17 protein-coding genes are annotated in these 26,174 nt (G+C 73.2%); 8 read left to right on the forward strand and 9 right to left on the reverse strand.

Annotated features, from left to right (window positions below):
• Positions 1-150: 150 nt before the first annotated feature.
• Positions 151-585, reverse strand: a complete 435-nt coding sequence (locus ACGFYU_RS24920; RefSeq protein ID WP_393829691.1) for an Rv3235 family protein — start codon at positions 583-585, stop codon at positions 151-153.
• 310 nt (positions 586-895) lie between these two features.
• Here ACGFYU_RS24920 and ACGFYU_RS24925 point away from each other — a divergent pair, with 310 nt between their 5' ends.
• The 3 genes from ACGFYU_RS24925 to ACGFYU_RS24935 all read left to right on the forward strand — a co-directional run bounded on the left by ACGFYU_RS24925 (position 896) and on the right by ACGFYU_RS24935 (position 7,406).
• Positions 896-1,396, forward strand: a complete 501-nt coding sequence (locus tag ACGFYU_RS24925; protein ID WP_393829539.1) for a DUF6912 family protein — start codon at positions 896-898, stop codon at positions 1,394-1,396.
• Positions 1,393-2,076, forward strand: coding sequence for an HAD family hydrolase (locus tag ACGFYU_RS24930; RefSeq protein WP_393829540.1), 684 nt, complete (start codon positions 1,393-1,395; stop codon positions 2,074-2,076). The genes ACGFYU_RS24925 and ACGFYU_RS24930 overlap by 4 nt, the downstream gene beginning before the upstream one ends.
• 362 nt (positions 2,077-2,438) lie before the next feature.
• Positions 2,439-7,406 (forward strand): NAD-glutamate dehydrogenase, encoded by a 4,968-nt coding sequence (locus ACGFYU_RS24935; protein ID WP_393829541.1) that lies wholly within the window; start codon positions 2,439-2,441, stop codon positions 7,404-7,406.
• A gap of 144 nt (positions 7,407-7,550) precedes the next feature.
• Here the strand turns inward: ACGFYU_RS24935 and ACGFYU_RS24940 are convergent, their stop codons facing one another.
• Both ACGFYU_RS24940 and ACGFYU_RS24945 read right to left on the reverse strand, forming a co-directional pair.
• Entirely contained in the window at positions 7,551-8,321 is a 771-nt protein-coding gene (locus ACGFYU_RS24940) for an ABC transporter ATP-binding protein (protein ID WP_393829542.1), read from the reverse strand.
• Positions 8,314-9,231 carry an ABC transporter permease gene (locus ACGFYU_RS24945; protein ID WP_393829543.1) on the reverse strand — a complete coding sequence of 306 codons (918 nt, stop codon included), beginning with the start codon at positions 9,229-9,231 and terminating at the stop codon, positions 8,314-8,316. The genes ACGFYU_RS24940 and ACGFYU_RS24945 overlap by 8 nt, the downstream gene beginning before the upstream one ends.
• Positions 9,232-9,388: 157 nt before the next feature.
• Here ACGFYU_RS24945 and ACGFYU_RS24950 point away from each other — a divergent pair, with 157 nt between their 5' ends.
• Both ACGFYU_RS24950 and ACGFYU_RS24955 read left to right on the forward strand, forming a co-directional pair.
• Complete coding sequence (locus tag ACGFYU_RS24950; RefSeq protein WP_393829544.1) at positions 9,389-10,003, forward strand: TetR/AcrR family transcriptional regulator; 615 nt, start codon at positions 9,389-9,391, stop codon at positions 10,001-10,003.
• Between the two features lie 290 nt (positions 10,004-10,293).
• A complete protein-coding gene (locus ACGFYU_RS24955) occupies positions 10,294-10,650 on the forward strand; it encodes a hypothetical protein (RefSeq protein WP_393829545.1) in 357 nt (118 codons plus the stop codon).
• 1 nt (position 10,651) lies between these two features.
• Here the strand turns inward: ACGFYU_RS24955 and ACGFYU_RS24960 are convergent, their stop codons facing one another.
• The 5 genes from ACGFYU_RS24960 to ACGFYU_RS24980 form a co-directional block, all read right to left on the reverse strand.
• Positions 10,652-12,916: a CDP-glycerol glycerophosphotransferase family protein gene (locus ACGFYU_RS24960; RefSeq protein ID WP_393829546.1), complete on the reverse strand. Its 2,265-nt coding sequence runs from the start codon at positions 12,914-12,916 to the stop codon at positions 10,652-10,654.
• A 123-nt stretch (positions 12,917-13,039) separates the two neighbouring features.
• A complete protein-coding gene (locus ACGFYU_RS24965) occupies positions 13,040-14,122 on the reverse strand; it encodes a carbohydrate ABC transporter permease (protein WP_393829547.1) in 1,083 nt (360 codons plus the stop codon).
• On the reverse strand, positions 14,119-15,453 hold the full coding sequence (locus ACGFYU_RS24970) for a carbohydrate ABC transporter permease (protein WP_393829548.1): 1,335 nt from the start codon (positions 15,451-15,453) through the stop codon (positions 14,119-14,121). The genes ACGFYU_RS24965 and ACGFYU_RS24970 overlap by 4 nt, the downstream gene beginning before the upstream one ends.
• Positions 15,454-15,457: 4 nt before the next feature.
• On the reverse strand, positions 15,458-16,822 hold the full coding sequence (locus ACGFYU_RS24975) for an ABC transporter substrate-binding protein (protein WP_393829549.1): 1,365 nt from the start codon (positions 16,820-16,822) through the stop codon (positions 15,458-15,460).
• A gap of 97 nt (positions 16,823-16,919) precedes the next feature.
• A complete protein-coding gene (locus ACGFYU_RS24980) occupies positions 16,920-20,033 on the reverse strand; it encodes an FHA domain-containing protein (RefSeq protein WP_393829692.1) in 3,114 nt (1,037 codons plus the stop codon).
• Between the two features lie 394 nt (positions 20,034-20,427).
• Here ACGFYU_RS24980 and ACGFYU_RS24985 point away from each other — a divergent pair, with 394 nt between their 5' ends.
• Complete coding sequence (locus tag ACGFYU_RS24985; protein WP_393829550.1) at positions 20,428-22,197, forward strand: protein kinase; 1,770 nt, start codon at positions 20,428-20,430, stop codon at positions 22,195-22,197.
• Positions 22,198-22,356: 159 nt separating this feature from the next.
• Entirely contained in the window at positions 22,357-23,607 is a 1,251-nt protein-coding gene (locus ACGFYU_RS24990; protein ID WP_393829551.1) for a serine/threonine-protein kinase, read from the forward strand.
• 42 nt (positions 23,608-23,649) lie between these two features.
• Here the strand turns inward: ACGFYU_RS24990 and ACGFYU_RS24995 are convergent, their stop codons facing one another.
• The gene (locus ACGFYU_RS24995; protein WP_393829552.1) at positions 23,650-24,660 is read right to left on the reverse strand and encodes an isopenicillin N synthase family dioxygenase; all 1,011 of its coding nucleotides are present in this window, start codon (positions 24,658-24,660) and stop codon (positions 23,650-23,652) included.
• A 327-nt stretch (positions 24,661-24,987) separates the two neighbouring features.
• Between ACGFYU_RS24995 and prfB the strand changes: the two genes are divergently transcribed.
• The gene (gene prfB / locus ACGFYU_RS25000; protein ID WP_393829553.1) at positions 24,988-26,097 is read left to right on the forward strand and encodes a peptide chain release factor 2; all 1,110 of its coding nucleotides are present in this window, start codon (positions 24,988-24,990) and stop codon (positions 26,095-26,097) included.
• Positions 26,098-26,174: the final 77 nt, after the last annotated feature.

The raw sequence follows: 26,174 nt of genomic DNA on the forward strand, positions 1-26,174 counted from the left end.
GGGGGGCGGCGGGCGGCGGGGGGCGCGCCCCCCGCCCCCCCGGCGGGGGGGGGGCCCCCCCCCCCCCCCCCCCCCGGGGGGGGGGCCCCCCCGGCGGGGGGGGCCCCCCCCCGGCGGGGGGCCCCCCCCCCCGGCCGCGTTGTGCCGGGGTCATGGGCGGGGGCCCTGGATTTCCACTGCCGCGCAGCGCCAGCGGAGGTCCGGGCCCTGTTCCAGGCGGAAGGCCATGGCCGTCATGCGGTCGCCCGTGGCGATGCGGGCGAAGGCCTCGATGACGCCCGGGCCCGGGGTGAAGCGGCCGCACTGGCGGACGACCGGGCGCAGGCGGTCGCGGAGGGGGTCGGAAGGGGCCAGGGTGACCAGCTGCTCGTACGCGGGGCCGACGGTGTGGCCCAGTAGCGAGTGGACCGGGCGGCGGCCGCTGAGGACCGCCAGGAGGCGTTCCGCGAACCAGTGGTGCGGGCCGAGGCGCAGGGCCCGGGGCGGTCCCGCCGGGCGCCGCGGATCGTGCCGTCCGGCGGGACGGGTCCGCGCCGGTCCGCCCGGGCGGCGGCGGCTGCCCTCGCCGCCGATCGTGCCGCGCATCGTGGTCTCCATGGTGGCCTCCCTCGCGATCTGCCCGTACCAAGCGGTAACTTGCTGGGGGATCTTCTACGGGTGGCCGAATGCGCTCCGCAACCGGCCCGGGGGCTCCGGCCGGGGCCCGCACGGGTTCACCTATCCGAGTTGCCCGCGGTCCCGGTCGCGGCCTCCGCGGTGCGCGTGCGCGGACGGGGGTGGACGGGGCCGCAGCCCGCGTGCGCAGCCCGAAGGGGTACGCGGGCCGTCACTCTGCCGGTGGTCCGGCGACCGGTCGTATCCTGAGGGGGTTTCCGACTACCGAAAGCAGCCGGCCATGCGCGTGTACGTCCCCCTGACCCTCCCCGGGCTCGCCGAGGCGCACGAGGCGGGTGAGCTGGGCCCCGCCCCGCTGCGGGCGTACGCCGTCACGCCCGGGCTGCGGGAGTGGTACGTCTCGGACGACATCGAGGAGCTGGAGTACGCGGCCCTCAGCCGGGCCGCCGCGGCCTCCCTGCGGCTGATCGCCGCCGACCCGGCCGCACCGCGCCGGCGCGTCGTCGTGGCCCTGGACGTCGCCGACAAGGCCGCCACCGCCACCCCCGGGCTCGACGAGGCCACCCTCGGCCAGGTCGGCCTCGCCGACGCCGTACGGCTCACCGTGGCCGCCGCCGTGCACGTCGACGCCGACGACGCCGAGGCGGACGTCGCCGCGGCCGCCGCCGCGATCGACGCCGCCGACCGCGGTGACGACGACGCGCAGTTCGTCGTCGACGGCGCCGAGGACCACGAGCTGCTCTGGTTCGGCGTCCAGGAGATTCCGGGGCTGCTGAAATGACCTCCGCACCCGCGTCCATACACGCGACCCACATCGTCTGGGACTGGAACGGCACGCTGCTCCACGACATCGACGCCGTGATCGTCGCGACCAACGCCTCCTTCGCCGAGCTCGGCTTCCCGCCGATCACCCTGGAGACGTACCGCGACCTGTACGTCGTACCGGTGCCGAAGTTCTACGAGCGGCTGATGGGGCGCCTGCCCACGGAGGCCGAGTGGGCCGTCATGGACGAGGCCTTCCACCGGCACTACTGGGTCGCGGCCGAGGACGCCGGGCTCGCCGAGGGCGCCAGGGAGCTGCTCCAGGACTGGCAGCGGGACGGGCTCACCCAGTCCCTGCTGTCCCTCGCGCCCCACGACAAGCTCGTACCGCTTGTACGCTCCCACGGCATCGACCGGCACTTCCTCCGCGTCGACGGGCGGACCGGGCCCTCGCACACCTCCAAGGCGGGGCACCTCGTACGTCATATGGCGGCCATGGAGGCCACCGGAGTGAGCGCCACCCGTACGATCCTCATCGGAGACGCGGTGGACGACGCGCTCGCCGCCGCCCACGTGGGTGCGCGGGCCGTCCTCTACACGGGTGGTTCGCACAGCCGCACCAGTCTGGAATCGGCCGGAGTTCCCGTCGTGGACACCCTGGCAGACGCCGTCCGCACCGCTCGCGAGCTGTCCGAATAGGTTCTGGCACGAGCGGGCGACCGCGTCACTGCGCACATCGTCAAACTTCCGTACACACTTTTGTACAGAACCGGCCGGTGACGTGGTGGGGGTCTGGCGAGATAGCCTTGTACCCGTGATCAGCGCGATAGTCATCGGGGGCGCCGAAGCCCCCGGCCTGCGCCCGGCGCACAACCGTGCCCGGGCCCTCGCTGATCCCCGCCACCGGGACCCGATGACGATGTCTCATTCCCTCCCGGTCGGCTCTCTCGACGGCATAGCGTCGACATCGATTCCGGACGGACACCCCGCCCCATCGCGGCGCTACGTCATTCCTTCCTTCACCTACGTCACGCAATGGCGCGCGACAGGAGCCAGAGGACATGCAGACCAAGCTGGACGAAGCAAAGGCCGAGCTGCTGACGCGGGCGGCCCGGGTAGCTGAGAACAGCCCGGCCGGGGGGCTACTTCCGACTGGGTCCGAGCAGGGGGAGCGTCCGGACCAGGACACCGTGCTCGCCTACCTCCAGCGCTACTACCTGCACACCGCCCCCGAGGACCTCTTGGACCGGGACCCGGTCGACGTGTTCGGGGCGGCGCTCTCGCACTACCGGCTCGCCGAGAACCGGCCGCAGGGCACCGCCAACGTGCGCGTGCAGACCCCCACGGTCGAGGAGAACGGCTGGACCTCCAGCCACTCCGTCGTCGAGGTCGTCACCGACGACATGCCGTTCCTCGTGGACTCCGTCACCAACGAGCTGTCCCGGCAGGGCCGGGGCATCCACGTCGTGATCCACCCGCAGGTCGTCGTCCGCCGTGACGTCACCGGCAAGCTGATCGAGATCCTCGGCCCGGACTGCGACGCCCACGGCCCCCGTACCGCGCGTCCGCACGACTCCCTCGTCGAGTCCTGGATCCACGTCGAGATCGACCGCGAGACCGACAAGGCCGACCTCAAGCAGATCACCGTCGACCTGCTGCGCGTCCTGTCCGACGTCCGCGAGTCCGTCGAGGACTGGGAGAAGATGCGCGAGGCCGCGCTGCGCATCGCCGACGGCCTGCCCGAGGAGCCCACCGCCCCGGACCTGCGCGAGTACGAGCTCGAAGAGGCCCGCGAGCTGCTGCGCTGGCTCTCCGACGACCACTTCACCTTCCTCGGCTACCGCGAGTACAACCTCGTCGACGGCGACGCCCTCGCCGCCGTCCCCGGCACCGGCCTCGGCATCCTGCGCTCCGACCCGCACCACAGCGGCAAGGACGACGGCCACCCGGTCTCGCCGTCCTTCAACCGGCTGCCCGCCGACGCCCGCGCCAAGGCCCGCGAGCACCGCCTGCTGGTGCTGACCAAGGCCAACAGCCGCTCCACCGTGCACCGTCCCTCGTACCTCGACTACGTGGGCGTCAAGAAGTTCGACGCCGACGGCAACGTCGTGGGCGAGCGCCGCTTCCTCGGCCTGTTCTCCTCCGCCGCGTACACCGAGTCCGTGCGCCGCGTCCCGGTCATCCGCCGCAAGGTCTCCGAGGTCCTCGAGGGCGCCGGCTTCGCGCCGTCCAGCCACGACGGCCGCGACCTGCTGCAGATCCTGGAGACCTACCCGCGCGACGAGCTGTTCCAGACCCCGGTCGACAAGCTCCGCGAGATCGTCACCTCCGTCCTGTACCTGCAGGAACGCCGCCGACTGCGGCTGTACCTGCGCCAGGACGAGTACGGGCGCTACTACTCCGCGCTGGTCTACCTGCCGCGCGACCGCTTCACCACCGGTGTCCGGCTGCGCCTGATGGACATCCTGAAGGAGGAGCTCGACGGCATCAGCGTCGACTTCACCGCCTGGAACACCGAGTCGATCCTCTCCCGCATCCACTTCGTCGTCCGCGTCCCGCAGGGCAAGGAACTGCCGGTCCTCACCGACGCCGACGTCGAGCGCATCGAGGGCCGCCTCGTCGACGCCGCCCGCTCCTGGGCCGACGGGTTCTCCGAGGCCCTGGTCGCCGAGCTCGGCGAGGAGCGCGCCGCCGAACTGCTGCGCCGCTACGGCACCTCCTTCCCCGAGGGCTACAAGGCCGACCACTCGCCGCGCGCCGCCGTCGCCGACCTGTGCCACCTGGAGAAGCTGGCCGCCGGCGACCGCCCGTTCGCGCTCTCGCTGTACGAGCCGGTCGGCGCGGGCCCCGGCGAGCGCCGCTTCAAGATCTACCGCACCGGTGAGCAGGTCTCGCTCTCCGCGGTCCTGCCGGTGCTCCAGCGCCTGGGCGTCGAGGTCACCGACGAGCGCCCGTACGAGCTGCGCCGCTCCGACCGGGTCAGCGCCTGGATCTACGACTTCGGCCTGCGGATGCCGCTCGCCACGGGCAACGGGGACTCCTACCTCGGCGACGACGCCCGCGAGCGCTTCCAGGAGGCCTTCGCGGCCGTCTGGACCGGCGAGGCCGAGAACGACAACTTCAACACCCTGGTGCTGGGCGCCGGGCTCACCTGGCGGCAGGCCGTCGTCCTGCGCGCGTACGCCAAGTACATGCGCCAGGCCGGCTCCACCTTCAGCCAGGACTACATGGAGGACACCCTCCGCAACAACGTCCACACCACCCGGCTGCTGGTCTCCCTCTTCGAGGCCCGGATGGCGCCCGTCCGGCAGACCGCCGGCAGCGAGCTCGTCGACGCCATGCTGGAGGAGCTGGACGGGGCCCTGGACCAGGTCGCCTCGCTCGACGAGGACCGCATCCTGCGCGCCTTCCTCACCCTCATCAAGGCCACCCTGCGGACCAACTTCTTCCAGCTGAACTCTGCGGGCGAGCAGCACTCCTACGTGTCGATGAAGTTCGACCCGCAGGCCATCCCGGACCTGCCGGCGCCCCGCCCGGCCTTCGAGATCTGGGTGTACTCCCCGCGCGTCGAGGGCGTCCACCTGCGCTTCGGCAAGGTCGCCCGAGGCGGCCTGCGCTGGTCCGACCGCCGCGAGGACTTCCGTACGGAGATCCTCGGCCTGGTCAAGGCGCAGATGGTCAAGAACACCGTCATCGTGCCGGTCGGCGCCAAGGGCGGATTCGTCGCCAAGAACCTGCCGGACCCGTCGGTGGACCGCGACGCCTGGCTCGCCGAGGGCATCGCCTCGTACAAGATCTTCATCTCGGCGCTGCTCGACATCACCGACAACATGGTCGCCGGCGAGGTCGTGCCCCCGAAGGGCGTCGTCCGCCACGACGAGGACGACACCTACCTCGTCGTCGCCGCCGACAAGGGCACCGCGACCTTCTCCGACATCGCCAACGGCGTCGCGGAGTCCTACGGCTTCTGGCTGGGCGACGCCTTCGCCTCGGGCGGCTCGGCCGGCTACGACCACAAGGGCATGGGCATCACCGCCCGCGGCGCGTGGGAGTCCGTCAAGCGGCACTTCCGCGAGCTCGGCCACGACACCCAGACGCAGGACTTCACCGTCGTCGGCGTCGGCGACATGTCCGGCGACGTCTTCGGCAACGGCATGCTGCTCTCCGAGCACATCCGCCTGGTCGCCGCCTTCGACCACCGGCACATCTTCATCGACCCGAACCCGGACGCGGCCACCTCCTACGCGGAGCGCCGCCGCCTGTTCGAGCTGCCGCGCTCCTCGTGGGCCGACTACGACACCTCGCTGATCTCGGCGGGCGGCGGCATCCACCCGCGTACCGCGAAGGCGGTCCCGGTCACCGCGGCGATGCGCGAGGCCCTCGGTATCGAGGCGGGCGTCACCAAGATGACCCCGGCCGAGCTGATGCAGTCGATCCTCAAGTCCCCCGTGGACCTGGTGTGGAACGGCGGCATCGGTACGTACGTCAAGGCGAGCACCGAGACCCACACCGACGTCGGCGACAAGGCCAACGACGCCATCCGCGTCAACGGCTCCGACGTGCGCGCCAAGGTCATCGGCGAGGGCGGCAACCTGGGCCTGACCCAGCTCGGCCGCATCGAGTTCGCCCGCAGCGGCGCCGGCGGCGAGGGCGGCAAGGTCAACACCGACGCCATCGACAACAGCGCGGGCGTGGACACCTCCGACCACGAGGTGAACATCAAGATCCTGCTCAACGCGGTCGTCGCGGACGGCGACATGACCGTCAAGCAGCGCAACAAGCTGCTCGCCGAGATGACCGACGAGGTGGGTCGCCTCGTGCTGCGCAACAACTACGCGCAGAACACGGCGCTCGCCAACGGCGAGGCGCAGGCCCCCAGCCTGCTCCACGCGCAGCAGCGCTTCATGCGCCGCCTGGGCCGTGAAGGACTGCTCAACCGTGAGCTGGAGTTCCTGCCCAACGACCGGCAGATCCGCGAGCTGCTCAACACCGGCAAGGGCCTGACCCAGCCGGAGCTGGCCGTCCTGTTCGCCTACACCAAGATCACGGTGGCGGACGAGCTCATCCACACCGGGCTGCCGGACGACCCGTACCTGGCCCGCCTGCTGCACGCGTACTTCCCGGGCGCCCTGGTGGCGAAGTTCCCGGAGCAGATCGACGCGCACGCGCTGCGCCGGGAGATCATCACCACCCTCCTGGTCAACGACACCGTCAACACCGGCGGTTCGACCTTCCTGCACCGCCTGCGCGAGGAGACCGGGGCCTCCCTGGAGGAGATCGTCCGGGCGCAGCTCGCGGCCCGCGAGATCTTCGGCCTGGCCGAGGTGTGGGACGCGGTCGAGGCCCTCGACAACGAGGTCGCGGCCAGCGTCCAGACCCGGGTGCGGCTGCACTCGCGCCGCCTGGTCGAGCGCGGTACCCGCTGGCTGCTGAACAACCGGCCGCAGCCGCTGGAGATCACCGGGACCATCGGCTTCTTCGCGGAGCGGGTGGCCCAGGTCTGGGCCGAGCTGCCGAAGCTGGTGCGCGGCGCGGACCTGGAGTGGTACCAGTCGGTCATGGACGAGCTCGTTGGCGAGGGCGTTCCGGAAGAGCTGGCGGCCAAGGTGGCCGGGTTCTCCTCCGCCTTCCCGACGCTCGACGTCGTCGCGATCTCGGACCGTACGGGCGTGGACCCGCTGGCCGTCGCCGAGGTCTACTACGACCTCGCCGACCGCCTCGACATCACCCAGCTGATGGACCGCATCATCGAGCTGCCGCGGGCCGACCGCTGGCAGTCGATGGCCCGCGCGTCCATCCGCGAGGACCTGTTCGCGGCGCACGGGGCACTGACGGCGGACGTGCTGTCGGTGGGCGACGGCGACTCGACTCCCGAGGAGCGCTTCAAGGCGTGGGAGGAGAAGAACGCCGCGATCATCGGGCGGGCGCGGACGACCCTGGACGAGATCCGGGGGTCGGACGACTTCGACCTGGCGAACCTGTCGGTGGCGATGCGGACCATGCGGAGCCTGCTGCGGGCGCACAGCTGATCGGTGCCGCTTGCGGAACGCTACGGGCCGGGCCCGGGACCTTTGTCGGTCCCGGGCCCGGCCCGTTGGCGTTGCGTACGGGCGCCGGTGCGGCGACGTTGCCGGGGCTCCGCCCCGGACCCCGCGCCTCAAACGCCGGCGGGGCTATTTTCTGGTGAAGGTCTCGTAGGCGGTGCAGACCTCGTCGGACGGGCCGTCCATGCGGAGGACGCCCGATTCCAGCCAGATGGCGCGGTCGCAGGTTTCGCGGACCGTGTTGATGCCGTGGCTGACGAGGAAGACGGTTCCGGCGTGTTCGCGGAGTTCCTCGATACGGGCCTGGCTGCGGCGCTGGAAGGCCGCGTCCCCGGTGGCCAGTGCCTCGTCGATCATCAGGACGTCGTGGTCCTTGGCGGCGGCGATGGAGAAGCGCAGGCGGGCGCCCATGCCCGAGGAGTACGTCCGCATCGGCAGGGAGATGAAGTCGCCCTTCTCGTTGATGCCGGAGAAGTCGACGATGTCCTGGTAGCGCTCGCGGATCTGCTGCTTGGTCATGCCCATCGCCAGGCCGCCGAGGACGACGTTGCGCTCGCCGGTCAGGTCGTTCATCAGGGCGGCGTTCACGCCGAGCAGCGACGGCTGGCCGTGCGAGAAGATCCGGCCGCGGGCCACCGGCTGGAGGCCGGCGATGGCGGCCAGGAGGGTGGACTTGCCCGAGCCGTTGGAGCCGATGAGGCCGATGGCCTCGCCCTTGTACGCGGTGAAGCTGACGCCCTTGACGGCGTGCACCTCACGGATGCCGGGGGCGGGCTTGCGGGAGAAGATCCGGCTGAGGGCCGCGGTGGCGCCGCCCTTGCGGCCGCCTCCGTTGACCTTGTAGACGACGTGGACCTCGTCCGCGATCACGGTGGGGGTCTTTGTGAGGGTGTCAGCCACGGCCGTACTCCTCCTCTGCCTTCCAGAAGTAGACGAAGCCGCCGACGCCGGCGAGCAGGGCCCAGCCGAGGGCGATCGGCCAGACGTGGTGCGGGAGCGCGTGCGCCGGGAAGCTGTCGATGAGGGCGAAGCGCATCAGGTCGATGTAGACGGCCGCCGGGTTGAGCTTGAGGGCCATCGAGACCCAGTGCGGCAGGTGGTCCGACCTGAGCATCACGCCGATGGACCACATGACGCCCGAGGAGTACATCCACGTGCGCAGGACGAACGGCATCAGCTGGCTGACGTCCGGGCTCTTGCTGCCGATGCGGGCCATGACCATGGCGCAGCCGGCGGCGAAGACGGCCATGAGGAGGAGGGTGGGGATCGCCAGCAGCCAGGACGGGCCGGGGGTCTGGCCGAAGGCCAGCAGCAGGATGATCAGCGCGCCCATGGTGACGAGCAGCTGCTGGAAGAGCTGGACGACGGTGGAGATCGGCAGGCTCGCGCGGGGGAAGTGCAGGGCGCGGACCAGGCCGAGGTTGCTGTGGACGGAGCGGGTGCCGGCGTTGATGGAGCTGCCGATGAAGTCCCAGACGAAGACGCCGGTGATCAGGAACGGCAGGTAGTCGGGCACGCCGTGGCTGGCGTGCATGACCATGCCGAAGATGAAGTAGTAGACCGCCGCGTTGAGCAGCGGTGTCACCAGGTGCCAGACCTGGCCGAGCTTCGCGGTGCTGTACTGCGCCTGCATGCGGGCGGTCGCGTAGGCGGTGACGAAGTGGCGGCGGCCCCAGAGCTGCGCCACGTAGCGGGGGAGCGTGGGGCGGGCGCCGCTGAGGGTCAGGCCGTGGGCGGCCGCGAGGGCCGCGCGTTCCGCGGAGATCGTGGGCTGCGCGGATGCGGTCGGGGGTGCGGTCGCGGTGGTCACAGGGATCGCTTTCGACGGGGGTCGGGGCGTCGCCGGCGATGGAACACGATGGAACGGGTCCGTATCGTCGCTACGGCGACAGTAGGGCGCCACGCGTCGGAACGCAACCGTATCGTCGTGACGAGTGAGTGACGGCGTGCGCCGCTATGCTCTGTGCATGACCACCGAGCCTGCCGCCGCCCCCGCCCGCAGATCCCCCGCCGGGGCCGCCGTCCTGCGCGAGGACGTGACCGAGGCGATCCGGGCGGCGGTGGTCGAGGAACTGGCCGCCGTCGGGTTCTCCCGCATGTCCATCGAGGGCATCGCGCGGCGGGCGGGCGTCGGCAAGACGGCCGTCTACCGGCGGTGGAAGTCCAAGCTGCACCTGGTGCTGGACCTGATCGGCGCCTTCGCGGCGGACGGCCTGCCGGTGCCGCAGACGGGGTCGCTGTACGGGGACGTACGGGCCCTGCTGGAGGTCATGTCGCACGTGCTGCGGCACCCGGTGGCCTCGGCGGTCATCCCCGACCTGCTGGTGGAGGCGGCGCGCAACCCGGAGATCGCGGATGCGGTGCGGGGGGCGTTGCTGGACGGGCAGCGGCGGCTCGCCGCGGGGATCGTCGGAGAGGCGGTCGCGCGCGGGGAGCTGCCGGAGGGGGCCGATCCGGACCGGGCGCTCGACCTGGCGATCGGGCCGCTGTACTGGCGGCAGGTGGTGGTGCGGGACACCGTCCCCGGGGAGTACCTGGACGAACTGGCCCGGTCGGTGGTGGCGGGGCTGCGGGCTGCCTGACCGGCCGCGGAGCTGTCTCCCCCACCCCGCACCTTCCCGAAACCGGGCTCCGCCCGGACCCGGCTGCTTCCTCCGGGCTTCATCCCGCGGGACTCCCGGGGAGGCGCCCTCTGGCGAGGCCGGATTCGCCCTCGGCGGGGCCGGGAAACCCGTTGGGCTGTCCGGGGGACGCGGGATCGATTCTTCGCGGATCGGAGGTTGGGCCGGGCGCGGGCGACGCGGGAGTGTGGCGACGGGAGTGGGCTCGGGGCCCGCTTCCTCCCTTTCCCCTTCCGTGCAAGGAGCAGTCCATGCGTATGCGCAACGCGGCTGTCGCCGCTCTCGGCGCCTTCATGCTGACCCTGACCGTCTCGGCCTCCCCCGCGGCCGCCGCGATCGGCGAGTTCACCTACTCGTACAACGATGCCAACGGCAGGCGGCACATCACCCTGCTGCTCGATCCGGTGAACGACGAGTGCATCGACCTGAAGGAGGTCGCCGACCCCGACGCCAGCGAGCCCGCGTACTCGCCGCGCAACCGCACCAACGAGTGGGCGACCGTCTTCACCGAGCCCGGCTGCGAGGGCGACTTCTTCCGCCTCCGCCCGATCACCGGGTACGGAAACGCGAACCTCAAACTTCGGTCGGTTGCCTTCGGCGGCAGCTGACCTACGGCCAGCGCGACGGACTCACACCGGCCAGCGGCAGGTCGGCGGCCGGGCCGCCCGCCGCCGGGCAAGGGCGGCGGTCCTCCAACGGGACGACCGCCGGGACCGGGTTCGGTTGGCCCAGGAAGACGCGGCGGACCACGCGTTCCGCCGCGTGCCCGTCGTCGTGCGTGGTGAAGCGGGCCCGGAAGGCCGCCCGCAGCTGCGCCGAGCGGGAGCCCTGCCAGTGCCCGGTGGCGAAGATGTCGACCAGTTCGTCCTCGGTCCGGGCGATCGCGCCCGGCGGGAAGGCCCGCAGATCGAAGTAGGTCCCTCGGGCGGCCTCGTACGCCTCCCAGTCGTCCGCGTGGATCACGATCGGCCGGTCCAGCGCCGCGTAGTCGAACATCAGGGACGAGTAGTCCGTCACCAGCGCGTCCGAGGCCAGGCAGAGTTCCTCCACCGAGGGGTGGGAGGAGACGTCCAGCAGGCGCGGGTGCGGCTCGTGGGAGCGGTCCGTGTTCGCGTACGTGAGGTGCGTGCGCGTCAGGATCGTGTAGCGCGGGCCCAGGTCCCGCAGGACCCGTTCGAAGTCCAGGTGGTCCGGCTGGCTGCGCCGGTAGTCGCGGTGCGTCGGCGCGTACAGGATCGCCGTGGTCCCCGGCGCGATGCCGAGGCGCTCGCGCAGCTCCACGACGTCGGCATGGCCCGCCCGGTGGAAGAGGTCGTTGCGGGGGTAGCCGTATTCGAGGGTCGTGTACGAGGACGGGATCGCCTTCTCCCAGACCAGGGTGGAGTGGCGGTTCGCCGAGAGCAGGTAGTCCCACTGGTCGGCGCCGCGCAGCAGGCCCGCGAAGTCCGTGGTCGGGGTGGCCGCCGGCCGGTCCTGGAGGTCGAGGCCGACCCGCTTCAGCGGGGTCCCGTGCTGGGTCTGGAGCAGGACCTGGCCCGGGCGCTTGACGAGCGCGCGGTCGAAGTTGACGTTCGTGACCAGGTAGGTGGCCCTGGCCAGGGCGGTCCAGTACGCCGCCGAGCCCGGCCGCAGCGCCGCCGTCTCCCGGGGGAGGGTCGAGGCGTGGGCCGGGTCGCAGATCCAGGCGGTCCGCATCCGGGGCGCCAGCTCCCGCAGCTTCGCCTCGATGGCCGCCGGGTTGCAGGCGTAGCCGCCGTGCCAGTACGCGGAGAAGACCGCCAGTTCGGGGCGCAGGGGCAGGAGCCGCTGGATGCGGTAGTGGAGGCGCAGGGCCGCTTCGCGCAGGCCCCGCCAGAGGGAGGAGGCGCCTCCGGCCGTGGTGACGGCGGCCGAGCGGAGCGCCGACAGCACGGCGTACGTGCGCCGGACCCCCAGCCGCATCAGGGTGTGCCGCAGCCGGTCCGTGCGGGACAGGGAGAGCGGGAGCGCCCCGCCGCCCGGGACCCGGTAGTGGCGCAGCAGGGCGGAGGCCCGGCCGAAGAACTCGGCGCGGGCGGCGCGCGGGAGGCGGCGCGGGTCGGCGTACATGGCGCAGAAGTGCTCGGCCATCCGCCGGTGCAGGGCGGGGCGCCAGCGCTCCAGCTCGGGGCGGCCGGCGAGGTAGCCGAAGACCCGGTCGTACTGGTCGAAGACGTCCAGGTGGCGGCGGCTGGTCGTGGTGAGGATCGAGCCGGTGCGGCGCTGGCGGTAGTGCACGCAGACCCGGTCCAGGACGGCGACGGACTCCGCGGCCAGCAGGGCCGGATAGGTCCAGGGGGTGTCCTCGTAGAGCCCGGGCGGGAATTCGAGGCCCTCGCGCTCCACGTACTCGCGGCGGTACGCCTTGTTCCACACCACCATCAGCATGCCGAGCAGGGAGGGGCGGTCGGCGAGGCGGAAGCTGGCCGGGCCTTCCTCGGAGAGGTGGTGGGAGAGGCTGTTGCGGACCAGTTCGCCGGTCCAGAAGGTACGGGCGTAGTCGTAGACGAGGACGTCGGGGGAGCCGGTGGCCTTCAGGCGGTCGGTGATGGCCTGCAGGGCGCCGGGGGCGAGGGTGTCGTCGCCGTCGAGGAAGACCAGGTAGTCGCCCGTGGCCCGGGCCAGACCCGCGTTGCGGGCCGGGCCCAGGCCGAGGTTGTCCGCCAGGTGCACGGCGGTGACCCGGGAGTCCCGCGCCGCGTACTCGTCGATGATCGAGCCGCAGGCGTCCGGGGAGGCGTCGTCGACCGCGATCAGTTCCAGATCGGGGTACGACTGCGTCAGGACCGAGTCCAGACTCTCCTGGAGGTACGCCTGGACCTTGTACGCGGGCACGATGACGCTGAACCGGGGCACGGCACATCCAGGGGTCGGCGGGCGGGCATATTGCCCAGCAACCTCCGGCGTGGTGTTCGGGTTACGCAGCGTGTGGCATTCGGGTTACTCAGCGTCAACACCGCATGTCGGGTCGCTCGTCGGTCACTTGATGGCGCCCGCCATCACCCCCGAGACGAACTGCCGCTGGAAGGCGAAGAAGACGACGAGCGGGACCACCATCGACAGGAAGGCGCCGGGCGCGAGCACGTCGATGTTGTTGCCGAACTGGCGGACCTGCTGCTGGAGCGCGACGGTGACGGGCGGGTGCGCCGAGTCCGCGAAGACGAGCGCGACCAGCATGTCGTTCCAGACCCAGAGGAACTGGAAGATGCCGAGCGAGGCGAGTGCCGGGCCGCCCAGCGGGAGCACCACCCGGGCGAACAGCCGGAGTTCGCCCGCGCCGTCGAGGCGGGCCGCCTCCAGCAGCTCGCGCGGGATCTCCGCGAAGAAGTTGCGCAGCAGGAACACGGCGAAGGGCAGCCCGAAGGCGGTGTGGAAGAGGACCACGCCCGCGGTGGTCTCGAACAGCCCGATGGAGCCGAAGAGTTCGGAGACGGGGATCAGCGCCACCTGTACGGGGACGACGAGCAGCCCGACGACGACGAGGAAGAGCCAGTTCCGTCCGGGGAACTCCAGCCAGGCGAAGGCGTATCCGGCGAAGGCGCCGAGGGTCACCACGAGCAGGGTGGCCGGTACGGCGATCGCGATGGTGCTCAGGAGCGAGCCGGTGATCGTGTCGTTGGCCAGCAGCCGCTCGTAGTTGCCGGCGGTCAGCCGGGAGGGTGCGGTGAGGACCTGCCACCAGCCGCCCTTGTTGAGGTCGGTGGGGGAGAGGAAGGAGGAGACGAGCAGTCCGAGCGTGGGCAGCAGCCAGAAGAGCGCGGCGCCGACCAGGAAGAGCCGTAAGGCTCCGCCGGAGAGCCGCGCCACCAGGCCGCCGGAGGTGCCGCCTGCGGCGGGCGCGGCGGCCGGGGGGCGGCCCCCGGCCCGGCCAGCCGGCGCCGGCTCGGCTGCGGCCGGTTGGGCTGCGCCCGGCTCGGGCGCCGTGGCTTCGGCTGCCGTCGGCTCGGGCGCCGTGGCTTCGGCTGCCGTCGGCTCGGCTGCCGCCGGTTCGGCCACGGCGGGTTCGGCTTCCGCCGCTTCGGCCGCGGGCCGGTTGGCTGCCGCCGGGTCGGGCTCGGTCATCGGGAGCCTTCCTTTCGGAGGCGGCGGATGTTCACCAGCATCACCGGGATCACCAGGACCAGGAGGAGGACGGCGATGGCGCTGCCCAGGCCGGGGTCGGCGTCCGTGCCGAAGGAGGTCCGGTACAGCTGGAGCGCGAGCACGTTCGCGTCGTCCTGGACCGCGCCCGGCGCGATCACGAAGACCAGGTCGAAGATCTTCATCACGTTGATGACGAGCGTGACGAGGACGACCACCAGCACGGGCGCGAGCACCGGCACGGTGATCCGGCGGAACACCTGCCACTCGTTCGCCCCGTCCACCCGCGCCGCCTCCAGCAGCTCCCGCGGTACGGCCGCCAGCCCCGCCCCGATCAGCACCATCGCGAAACCGGCCCACATCCATACGTACGCCCCGATGACCGCCGGGGTGACGAGCGTCGGGCCGAGCCACTCCACGCCCGCGTACGCCTCCCGGAAGTTCGACGCGGGCAGCCGCAGCCGCGCCCCGTCGGCCGCCGCGGGCAGGGTGAAGGTGCCGTCGGCGCGGGCCCGGGCCGAGGCCACCACCCTGCCGTCCTTGACCGCCTCGATCCGCATCCCGGAGAAGCCCGACTCCGTGGGGTCCACCACGTTCACCCGGCCGCCCCCGCCCCGGGTGAAGTCCTGCCAGACGGTGCCGGTGACCTTCCCCGGCTCGGGAGCGGAGTTCCCGGCCGTGCGGGTCCCCTCCGGCAGCGCCTCCGGGGCCACCCCGACCAGCGGGAGCAGCGCCGGCACGCCCGCCCGTACGGGAACACGGGTCACGAAGGCGCCCCCGCCCGCGTCCTCCAGCGGCGAGTCCCGGCCCGGGCGGGCCTTGGGGAAGGCCGAGGACTCCGCGAAGGTGTCGTGCACCCCGACCCAGACCGCGTTGGCGACGCCCCGGTCGGGGTCGTGGTCGTAGACGAGGCGGAAGATGATGCCAGCCGCGAGCATCGAGATCGCCATCGGCATGAAGACGAGGAGCTTGAACGCCGTTCCCCAGCGCACCCGTTCGGTGAGCACCGCGAAGATCAGGCCGAGGGCGGTGGCGGTGGTGGGCGCCAGGACCACCCACACCGCCGTGTTCTTCAGGGCCGTACGGATGGTCTCGTCGCTCAGGATCTGCCGGTAGTTGCCGGCGCCGACGAAGGTGCCGCCCGACCGGTCGAAGAAGCTGCGGTAGACCGAGTACCCGATCGGATGCACGACGAGCGCGCCGAGCAGCACGAGGGCCGGCAGGAGGAACGCCGCCGCGATCAGGCGGCGGCGCCGGGCCTCCGCCGAGCGCGCGGTCCGCCCCCTGCCGGGGCGGGTGGCCGTGGCCGTCACGGGGCTAGTTCTCGTAGGCCTTGGCCGCGTCCGCCTCCAGTTTCGCCTGGGCGCCCGCCACGTCCGACGGGTTCGCCAGGAAGTCCTGGAGCGCCTTCCACTCGCCCGCGCCCGGGGTCCCGCCGAAGGCCGCCGGAGCCTGGTCCGACATGTCGAAGCGGAAGTCGTCGCCCGCCGCGATCAGCGCCTTGGCGATGCCCCGCTGGATGTCGTTCGGGTACGCGGACGGGTCGACCGCCTTGTTCGGGGAGACGAAACCGCCCTCGCGGGCCTGGATCTCGGCCGCTCCCGGCGACGCCAGGAAGGTCAGCAGCGCCTGCGCGCCCTTCGACGGCTTCAGCGCGACCGCCACGTCACCGCCCGAGACCACCGGCGCCTTGGCCCCGACCGCCGGGAAGGGGAAGACCAGGGCGTCCTTGCCGACCTTCGCCTCCGTCTGCGCGATGTTGACCGCCACGAAGTCGCCCTCGTAGACCATCGCGGCCGCCGGCCGGTCCCCGCCGGTGAAGGTCTGCGTCACCGACTTCGGGAACTCGGTGGCCAGGGCCCCGCTGGGCCCGCCCGCCAGGAAGTCCTTGCGCCCGAACAGCTCGGCCAGCGTGGTCAGGGCCTGCTTGACGCTGTCGTCCGTCCACTTGATCTGATGCTTGGCCAACTGGTCGTACTTCTCCGGGCCGGCCTGGGAGAGGTAGACGTTCTCGAACCAGTCGGTGAGGGTCCAGCCGTCCGCGCCCGCCACCGAGACGGCCGGAGTGCCGGAGGCCGAGAGGGTGTCCGCCGCGGTGATCAGCTCCTTCCAGGTGGTCGGGGGTTTGACCCCGGCCGCCTCGAAGGCCTTCGCGTTGTACCAGATCAGCGACTTGTTGGCGGCCTTGTAGTAGACGCCGTACTGGGTGCCGTCGACCGCGCCGAGCTTCTTCCAGCCCGCCGAGTAGTTCTTGTCGAGCTGCGCCTGGGCCTCCGGGCCGACCGGCTGCGCCCACTTGTTCTGCACCGCCGAGACCAGCGCCCCGACCTGCGGGAGCAGCGCCACGTCCGGCGGCTGCCCGCCCGCGATCTTCGAACCGAGGAAGGTGACGATCGGGTCCTGGGCCGGTACGAAGGTGACGGAGGCGCCCGTCCGCTTCTCGAACTCCTTCAGGACCTTGGTGAAGTTCTGCTGCTCGGGGCCCGTCCAGACCGCCGAGACCTCCAGCTTCTCGCCGGTCAGCTGCGGTAACGCCAGCTCCGGGGCCGAGGCCGGGGCCGTGCCGCCGTCGGTCGGCTGCTTCGCCTCGCCTTCCCCGCCGCACGCGGTGAGGACGAGGGTGCCCGCCGCCGCGAGCGCCGCCCAGCTGAGTGTCGTACGGCTCGTTCCGTGCCTGCGCATGGCTGTGCCCCCGATGCCCGTGGTGTGTCCCGGACCACAAGGTCTACGCCGACCCGCGCGCCCCCGCAATACCGCCTCGCGGGGGCGCGGCGGGGGGTTACGGCGCGGGCGGGAACAGCACGGGTATCGCCGAGACCAGGTGCGAGGCCCGGTCCAGGGCGCTGGCCAGCAGCGCGAGGTCGGTCGGCCCGTTGCCCAGCTCACGTACCGGGCGGCGGGCCGGCGGATCGCCCATCCGCTCCCACTCCACCGGGACCACGGTCGGCCTCTGGGTCGCCGTCCGCGGGATCCGGCCGGTGACCCGGCCCGCCTGGAACGGCACCGTCCGGCCGTCCGCGTACCGGAGCAGGCCGCGGCCCGGGCCCGGCTGGTCGGGGGCGTCCAGCTCCACGCGCAGGGTCGCCAGCCGGTCCGGTCCGGTGTCGGCCGTCCGGTCCGGGCGGGCGGTGGTCGCCACCAGGTGCACGCCGAGCCGGGCGCCCTCGCGGGCCACCGCCTCCAGGATCCGGACCACCGAACCGGCGGCGGGCCGGCCCGTACTGCCGAGACCGGGCGCGACCAGCGCGTCGAAGTCGTCGACCAGCACCACCAGTCGGGGCAGCGGACTGGCCCCCGCCGGATCGGACCGGGCGCCCGTCGACAGCGACGCGCGCAGCCGCAGCGTTCCGGAGCGCATGGGGTCGAGGTCGCCGAGCAGCTCGCCGGGGGAGGGCTGTCGGGGCGAGACCATCCGGTCGGACAGCTCGCGCCCGGCGTGCCATTCGGAGAAGGGCACACCGTCGAGGAGTTCGTGGCGGCGCTTGAGCTCGGCGCCCAGGGCCTGGGCGAACTCCCGCATGCGCAGCGGATCGGAGGCCACCAGGTGGGCGGAGACGTGCGGGAGTTCGGTGCAGGGCAGCAGCCCGTCGCCGCGCTCGCCGCCGGCCCCGTCGAGGAGGACCAGCCCGAGCCGGTCGGGCCGGGCGGCCGCGGACAGGGAGGCGGCGACCGAGCGCAGCAGCTCGGTGCGGCCGCTGCCGGCGGGTCCCTCGATGAGCAGGTGCGGGCCGTCGTGGACCAGCTCGGCGCCGACCGGGCCGCGCCGACCGCTGCCGAGCACGATCTCGGCCAGGCCGCCCACGCCCTGCCCGTGGTCGGTGGCGGCGGCCCAACGGGCCATCAGGGAGGCCGGGGTGGCCCGGGCCAGCCCGAGCTCGTCCAGCAGCCGGGCCGTGGCGGGCAGGGTGGCGGCGGCGGGCCGGTAGGACTCGGCGGGGCCGCCGTCGGCGCGCAGCGGCGCCAGTGCCCGGGCGAACCGCTCGGCCCAGGCCGCGGAGACGGCGTCGGCGGTGGCGGTGTCGCCGACCGGGGCGGGGCGGCCGCTGCGGACCGCGAAGGTCCGTACGGCCGTGGCCACGTCCCCGCTCAGCAGGGCGACGGAGGCGCAGTCCCGGAAGGCGGGGCTGCTCGCGCAGGCCGCCTCGTACGTCTCGGAGACGGGGGAGGCGGCCGTGGCGGCCGGCGCCTCGGCGAGCGCCAGCACGTGGATGCCGGCGGCCGGGCCGTGCGAGGCAAGCCGCCCGGTGATGTCGCGCAGGGCGCCCGCGCCGGGGTCGCCGTCGACGACGACGAGCGTGTACGGGCCTTCGTACGCGTCGGCGGCCTGCCGCACCTGCTCGGCGTCGGCGGCGGCCCACTGCGCGCCGAGCGGGCTGTCGTCGAGGCGCCGGGTCAGCTCACCGGTGCGGGCGGCGGCCTGGTCGCGGTCGTACGCGAGGAGCAGCCGGCAGTCCTGCCCGTGCCCGGGGCGTACGTGGGGCAGCCAGCCGAGCCAGCCCCAGTCGCGGCGGCGGTCGGCGAGGGGGCGGGCCCGGTCGGTGGAGACGAGCACGATCTCCAGCTGCCCCGGGGCGTGCAGGGCCGCGAGCTGGGAGACGGCCCAGCGGGCCACCCCGGTGAGGCGGGGCCGGGGGCCCGCGATGCCGAGGGCGCCGACGGCGCGCAGCGCGACCCGGCTGCCGGCGCCGAGCCCCAGCTCCAGCAGGGCGGGGTGCCCGGGGGTGCGCGACCACAGCCGACCGGTGGGCCCCAGCGCGGCCAGCAGCAGCGCGGCGGGATCATCCGGATCGGGCACTGCCGCGACGGCGGCGGCCGGCTCGGCCACCGCCTCCGCGACCTCCTCCCCCCGCACCCACTTCCGGGCCCAGGCACCGATGCCCTTCCGCCGCCCGGCTCCGCCGTCCCGGCCCGCGTGGTCGGGGTCGGGGGCGGAGCCCCCGTTTGGGGAAGGGGCGGGGTGGGGGAAGGCACCGTGCGGTTCGCCGCTGCCGCTGCCGCTGCCCGCGGCCGAGCCCGCCCCGCCGTGCGCGCCCGCGCCCCGCGCATCCGCGCCGTGCTCAAGCCCGCTCCCGGGCCCCCAGCCCGCGCCGGAGGCGCCCGGCGCCGAGCCGGAGCTGTGTCCCGCGCCGGAGGTGCCCCCGGCCGGGCCGGAGCCGTATTCACCGCCGGAGGTGCCCGGCGCCGAGCCGAGGCCCCCGCCGGAGGCGGCCGGTGCCGGGCCGGAGGCCGCGGCAGGGGCGGGCCGCGGGAGCGCGAGGTGGCCCTCCAGGTCCGAGGACACCGGCAGGGGAGCGGCGCCCGTGCCCGCCGGGGCGAGCCGCAGCGTGGACTCCCCCACCCGCAGCAGCGCCCCCGGCGGCAGAGCCACCGGCTGGGGGCCCACCGGGGCGCCGTCCAGCGTGGTGCCGTTCGTCGACTCAAGGTCGGCCACCGCCACCCGCCCGTCCCCGAGTACCGTCACCGCGCAGTGCAGCCGCGACACGTCGGGGTCGTCCAGCGGGACATCGGCGTCGGCGGACCGGCCGACCCGGATCTGCCCGCTGTGCAGCAGGTGCACCCCGCCCGCGTCCGGCCCGGACACCACGTGCAGCTGGGGCGCGCCGAGGCCCTCCTCCGGCAGGACGTCCGGCACCGGCCCGTGCAGCGCGAGCACCGCCCCGTCCACGAGCGGCGGCTCCCCCAGCACCCGCCGCTGGGGGTCGAGCCGCTCGGCTCCGGCGTAGAGGATGACCGTGCCCCCCGTATCGGGCCCGCCGACGGTCGCCGCGAGCCCGGAGGCGACCGCGGCCAGCGCGGTCCCGGCGGGCGCGGTGACGAGTACGTCACAGCTCACGGGTGCGGTCGCGGTCTGGTGGCCGCTGCGCGACCCAAGGACGGTCAGCCGGATCTGCATCGCCGTCAGCGGTCCCTTCTGCGCGGTGCGCGGTGTGTGCGCCCGGCAGGGGAAGTACACGGACATGGCTGCCCGCTCACACCCCCCACCCGGCACGGACGCGTCGTCCGGTCAGGTCTGCCGGAAGGCGGGGCTCCCGTCCCGTGCCGTTCCGTACGGGTGCATCCTCGCACCTGCCGCCGACAACACGCCCGGCACCCGCCAACAAATGATCTTGATCGGTCGCGGACCGGCACGGAGGCGAGGAAAGCAGAGGAAAATCGCCCCCGGCATACCCCCCAAACATCACCCTTCGTACATATGTGCGGCAACCAACCTTCGGTACCCGGCGTCTTCCACAGGGACACCCCCTAAAGTGGGCCGGACAGCAGACAACAGCAGGGGAGCGCGAGACGTGCGGCCAGTCGGCAGCAAATATCTGCTCGAGGAGCCGCTCGGGCGCGGCGCCACGGGCACTGTCTGGCGTGCCCGCCAGAGGGAGACCGCCGGCGCCGAGGCGGCCGTCGCCGGACAGCCCGGCGAGACCGTGGCCATCAAGGTCCTCAAGGAGGAGCTGGCCCAGGACGCGGACATCGTCATGCGCTTCCTGCGCGAGCGCTCGGTCCTGCTGCGCCTGACGCACCCCAACATCGTCCGCACCCGCGACCTCGTCGTCGAGGGCGACCTCCTCGCCCTCGTCATGGACCTGATCGACGGCCCGGACCTGCACAAGTACCTCCGCGAGAACGGCCCCTTCACCCCGGTCGCGGCGGCCCTGCTCACCGCCCAGATCGCGGACGCGCTCGCCGCCAGCCACGCCGACGGCGTCGTCCACCGCGACCTGAAGCCCGCCAACGTGCTGGTGGACGAGCGCGGCGGCCAGATGAAGCCGATGCTGACCGACTTCGGCATCGCCCGCCTCGCGGACTCCCCGGGCCTGACCCGCACCCACGAGTTCGTCGGCACCCCGGCCTACGTGGCCCCCGAGTCCGCCGAGGGCCGCCCGCAGACCTCCGCCGTCGACATCTACGGCGCCGGCATCCTGCTGTACGAGCTCCTCACCGGCCGCCCGCCCTTCGCCGGCGGCACGGCGCTCGAAGTCCTCCACCGCCACCTCAGCGAGGACCCGCAGCGCCCCCCGACCGTGCCCGAGGCGCTGTGGACCGTCATCGAGCGGTGCCTGCGCAAGGAGCCGAACGAGCGCCCCAGCGCCGAGAGCCTGGCCCGCGGCCTGCGCGTGGTCGCCTCCGGCATCGGCGTGCACAGCGCCCCCTCCGAGGTGGAGGCCGCCCTCGGCGTCGGCGCGCTGCTCGCTCCCGACCCCTCGCCCGCGCCCGTCCCCGTCACCCCGGGGCCCGCGGACGCCACCCAGGTCCTGCCCGGCGGCGGGGGCGTCGCCTCGCCCATGGGCGCCTACGACCCGAACGCCATGACCAGCGTCATGCCGCCGGTCGGCGCGAACGACGCCACCTCCGTGCTGCCGAGCACCGGCCCCGCCGGGGCCGACCCGACCTCGGTCATGCCGCCGGTGGAGCGCCCCGACCAGCCGCACCCGTGGCAGTCGCAGATGGCCGCCGCCCGCGACCGCAACGAGCAGACGCAGATGCAGTACCTCGACCCGAGCGAGGACCCGCTGCGCCGCCGCCCGCAGCGCCAGGCGCCCCCGCCGCCGCAGTACCAGCCGCAGCAGCCGCCTCCGCAGCAGTACCGGCAGGGTCCGCCGCAGCAGTACCAGCAGCAGCCGCAGTACCGGCAGCCGCCGCAGCAGCAGTACGCGCCGCCGCCCCAGCAGTACCAGCCGCAGCAGCACCAGCCCCAGCCCTACCTGGGGGCACCTCCCGGGCCGCAAGGCCCAGGGGGACAGCCTCAGGCGCCCCGGCAGCAGCCCCCCCAGGGTCCGCCGCCCCGGCAGCAGGCCCCGCGCGAGCCGCGCGAGCCCCGCCGCCGCAGCGCCAACCCGGTGCGGATCCCCGGCCTCGGCTGCCTCAAGGGCTGCCTGGTCATGATCCTGATCTTCTTCGTGGCCGGCTGGCTCATCTGGAAGCTGACCCCGCTCCCGGAGTGGATCGGCACCGGCAAGAGCTGGTGGGACCAGCTGTGGACCTGGGGCTCCGACATCGTCGACTGGATCGGCGCCATCGGGGACGCGGCGGGCTCCGCGGGCTCGGGGCCCAACAAGCCCTGACCGGACCCCTGTAGCGCCGAGTTCGTGGATTTGTCGACTTCCAGGGCAGGTTTTCGCCCGCAGAAGTGAAGGTCACCACGAATCCGGCCCCCTGCTGGCCTCCAACCCCCACCCGGCCGCGTAGCTTTGGGGCGTAGGCCAGCCGCTGAGGGAGCAGTCGTGGCACGGAAGATCGGCAGCCGGTACACCGCGCACCAGATCCTGGGGCGCGGCAGCGCGGGCACGGTGTGGCTGGGCGAGGGGCCGGACGGGCCCGTCGCCGTCAAGCTGCTGCGCGAGGACCTCGCGTGCGACCAGGAGCTGGTCGGACGCTTCGTCCAGGAGCGCAGCGCGCTGCTCGGCCTGGACCATCCGCACGTGGTCTCCGTCCGCGACCTCGTCGTCGACGGCAACGACCTCGCCCTCGTCATGGACCTCGTACGCGGTACGGACCTGCGCACGCGCCTCGACCGCGAGCGCCGGCTGGCCCCCGAGGCGGCCGTGGCCATCGTCGCGGACGTGGCCGACGCGCTGGCGGCGGCGCACGCGGCGGGGGTGGTCCACCGGGACGTCAAGCCGGAGAACGTCCTGCTGGACATGCAGGGGCCGCTCGGGCCGGGCGGCGCGCATCCGGCGCTGCTGACCGACTTCGGCGTGGCCAAGCTGATCGACACCCCGAAGCGGGCCTCGGCGGGCCGGGCCGCGGCCCCGACCACCCGCATCATCGGGACCCCGGACTACCTGGCTCCGGAGATCGTGGAAGGCCTGCCCCCGCGGGCGGCGGTCGACATATACGCGCTGGCCACGGTCCTGTACGAGCTGCTGGCCGGTTTCACCCCCTTCGGCGGGGGGCACCCGGGTGCCGTCCTGCGGCGGCACGTGACGGAGACGGTCGTTCCGCTGCCCGGGATCCCCGACGAGCTGTGGCAGCTGATCGTGCAGTGCCTGGCGAAGGCCCCGGCGTCCCGGCTGCGGGCCTCGGAGCTCTCGGTCCGCCTGCGGGACCTGCTGCCGCTGCTGGCCGGGATGCCGCCGCTGGACGTGGACGAGCCGGACGAACCGGAGCCGGAGCCGGGTCCTTCGGACGAGCCCGCCGCGGATCCGGTACGGCGGCGGGGCGTGGTCCCGCTCGTCCCCGGCTCCGCGACGGACTCCAACCGGGACACCCACACCTCGATGCGGGTGCCCGGGCCGGACGAGCTGGCGGGCGGCGCGCTGGGCACGGCCCGGGTCCCCCGCCCGGCCGGGGGCCACCGGCCCGGCTCCGCCCGGCACCGGGCGGAGGCGGCCCGCAAGCGGCGGCTCGTGCTCAGCGTCTCGGCGGTGGCCCTGGCGGCCGCGATCGGCCTGGGCACGTGGTTCGCCGCATCCGGCGACGACTCCCCGCCCCCACCCCAGGACGGCAAACACTCGGCCCCCGCCAAGCCGTAGGGCTGCCCCCGCGCGCCGCTCCCGGGGCTCGCGCCCGCCCCCCTACGCGGCGATGAGTTCCGGGTGCCAGCGGCGGGCCACCGCCGGGTGGGCGCGGACCCAGCCCTTGAGCTCATTGCGGCCGTACTCCGCGTGGAGGGGGTTCGACGCGTCATGGGCGACCCCCGGCGCATGCCGGAGGTAGTCGCCCGGGACCGTCTCGACGACCGCGTCGAGCCGGGGGTTGTAGAAGAACGGCACCGAGTACCGCTCCACCGCACCCGGCGGGCTGACCACCCGGTGGTCCGTCGCCGTCAGGTAGCCCTCCGTCGCGATCTCCAGCAGCTCGCCCAGGTTCACGACGAAGGCGCCGGGGAGGGGCGGGATGTCCACGTAGCCGCCGTCGCGGACCACCTGCAGGCCGCCCACCGAGTCCTGGAGCAGCAGGGTCAGGAAGCCGTAGTCCTTGTGCGCGCCGACGCCCTGGTCCGCGCCCGACGGCGCCGATCCCGGGTAGCGGATCAGCTTGGTGTGCAGGTGGGGGCGGTCCGCGAAGGCCGCGTCGAAGAAGTCCGAGGGGGCGCCGATCGAGGTCAGGAGCTCCCGGAGGAGCCGGTGGGCCACCCCGGCCAGGCGGGACTGCCAGTCCAGGACCGCCGTACGGAGCTCCGGCAGCGCGGCCGGCCACTGGTTCGGGCCCTCCAGCCACAGGTACGGCGGGTCGTCCGGGCCCACCACCGGTGCCGGCCGCTCCGCCCCGACGTCAAGCTGGTCCCGCCAGTCCGAGGCCCCTCCGGTCAGCTCGTGGCCGATGCGCGTGTAGCCACGGAAGTGCGGGGAGTTCAGATTGCTCACGGCGAGCCGGTCGGCCTCCGGGAGCGCGAAGAAAGCCCTGGTCAGGTCCAGGATGCGGGCGCTTTCGGCGGCGGTGACGCCGTGCCCGGTGAGGTGCAGGAATCCGGTGTCCCTGGCCGCTGCGTGCAGCTGCTTCAGGAAGCCGGCCCGCTGGACCGGGTCGTCGGCCTGGGAGAGGTCCAGGACGGGGAGGGTGGGCTCGGTGTGCGCGGACGGCATGACGGCTCCGTTTCGGGATGTCACGGGGTCCTGTTCCCCAGAGGTGGCGGGGGCCGCGGGTGGGGTGGGCCGCCGGCAGGGTTGGCGCCGGGACCGCGTGAGCCGCGTACAGGACCAAGTCGGATCGGTGTGGATCAGGCTTGGGGACGGTCCGGCGGCTGACAGCTCGTCGTCGTGACACGCATGTGGTCCACATGGCGGCGCTTCACGAGGCGCGTGACGAGGTGAACGGTCATACCGTGAGCGTACGCCCGTGCGAGCGTCCGTCAGTACGGGTGAATCGGCCTGCCCGGACGGCCTGGCCCGGGGACCGGCTACGCTGGACCCGTGGCAGTCGTCGATGTTTCCGAAGAGCTGAAGTCCCTCTCCTCGACCATGGGGTCGATCGAGGCCGTCCTGGACCTCGAGAAGCTGAGGGCAGATATCGCCGTGCTCGAGGAGCAGGCCGCCGCGCCGTCCCTGTGGGACGACCCGGACGCCGCTCAGAAGATCACGAGCAAGCTTTCGCACCTCCAGGCCGAGGTCCGCAAGACCGAGAGCCTGCGCGGCCGCATCGACGACCTCGCGGTCCTCTTCGAGCTGGCCCAGGAGATGGAGGACGCGGACACCCTGGCCGAGGCGGAGGCCGAGCTGGTCGCCGTCCGCAAGGCGCTGGACGAGATGGAGGTCCGGACCCTGCTCTCCGGCGAGTACGCCGAGCGCGAGGCCCTGGTCAACATCCGCGCCGAGGCCGGCGGCGTCGACGCCTCCGACTTCGCCGAGCGCCTCCAGCGCATGTACCTGCGCTGGGCCGAGCGCCACGGCTACGCGACCGAGGTCTACGAGACCTCGTACGCGGAAGAGGCCGGCATCAAGTCGACCACCTTCGTGGTCAAGGCCCCGTACGCCTACGGCACCCTCTCCGTCGAGCAGGGCACGCACCGCCTCGTGCGCATCTCCCCCTTCGACAACCAGGGCCGCCGCCAGACCTCCTTCGCGGGCGTCGAGGTGCTGCCGGTCGTCGAGACCAGCGACCACGTCGAGATCGACGAGTCCGAGCTGCGCGTGGACGTCTACCGCGCCTCCGGTCCCGGCGGCCAGGGCGTCAACACCACCGACTCGGCGGTGCGCATCACGCACATCCCGACCGGCATCGTGGTCTCCTGCCAGAACGAGCGCTCGCAGATCCAGAACAAGGCCAGCGCGATGAACGTGCTCCAGGCCAAGCTGCTGGAGCGGCGCCGCCAGGAGGAGCAGGCCAAGATGGACGCCCTCAAGGACGGCGGCAGCTCCTGGGGCAACCAGATGCGCTCCTACGTCCTGCACCCGTACCAGATGGTCAAGGACCTGCGGACGGAGTTCGAGGTCGGCAACCCGCAGGCGGTGCTCGACGGCGAGATCGACGGCTTCCTGGAGGCCGGCATCCGCTGGCGCAAGCAGCAGGAGCAGACCGCGTAACCCGCGTGCGTGAGGAAGGGCCCGGACACCGACGGTGTCCGGGCCCTTCCCCGTGCGTGTGATCGGTACGTGGTACG

It is taken from the genome of Streptomyces sp. NPDC048337, from assembly GCF_043201175.1.
Lineage (GTDB): Bacteria > Actinomycetota > Actinomycetes > Streptomycetales > Streptomycetaceae > Streptomyces.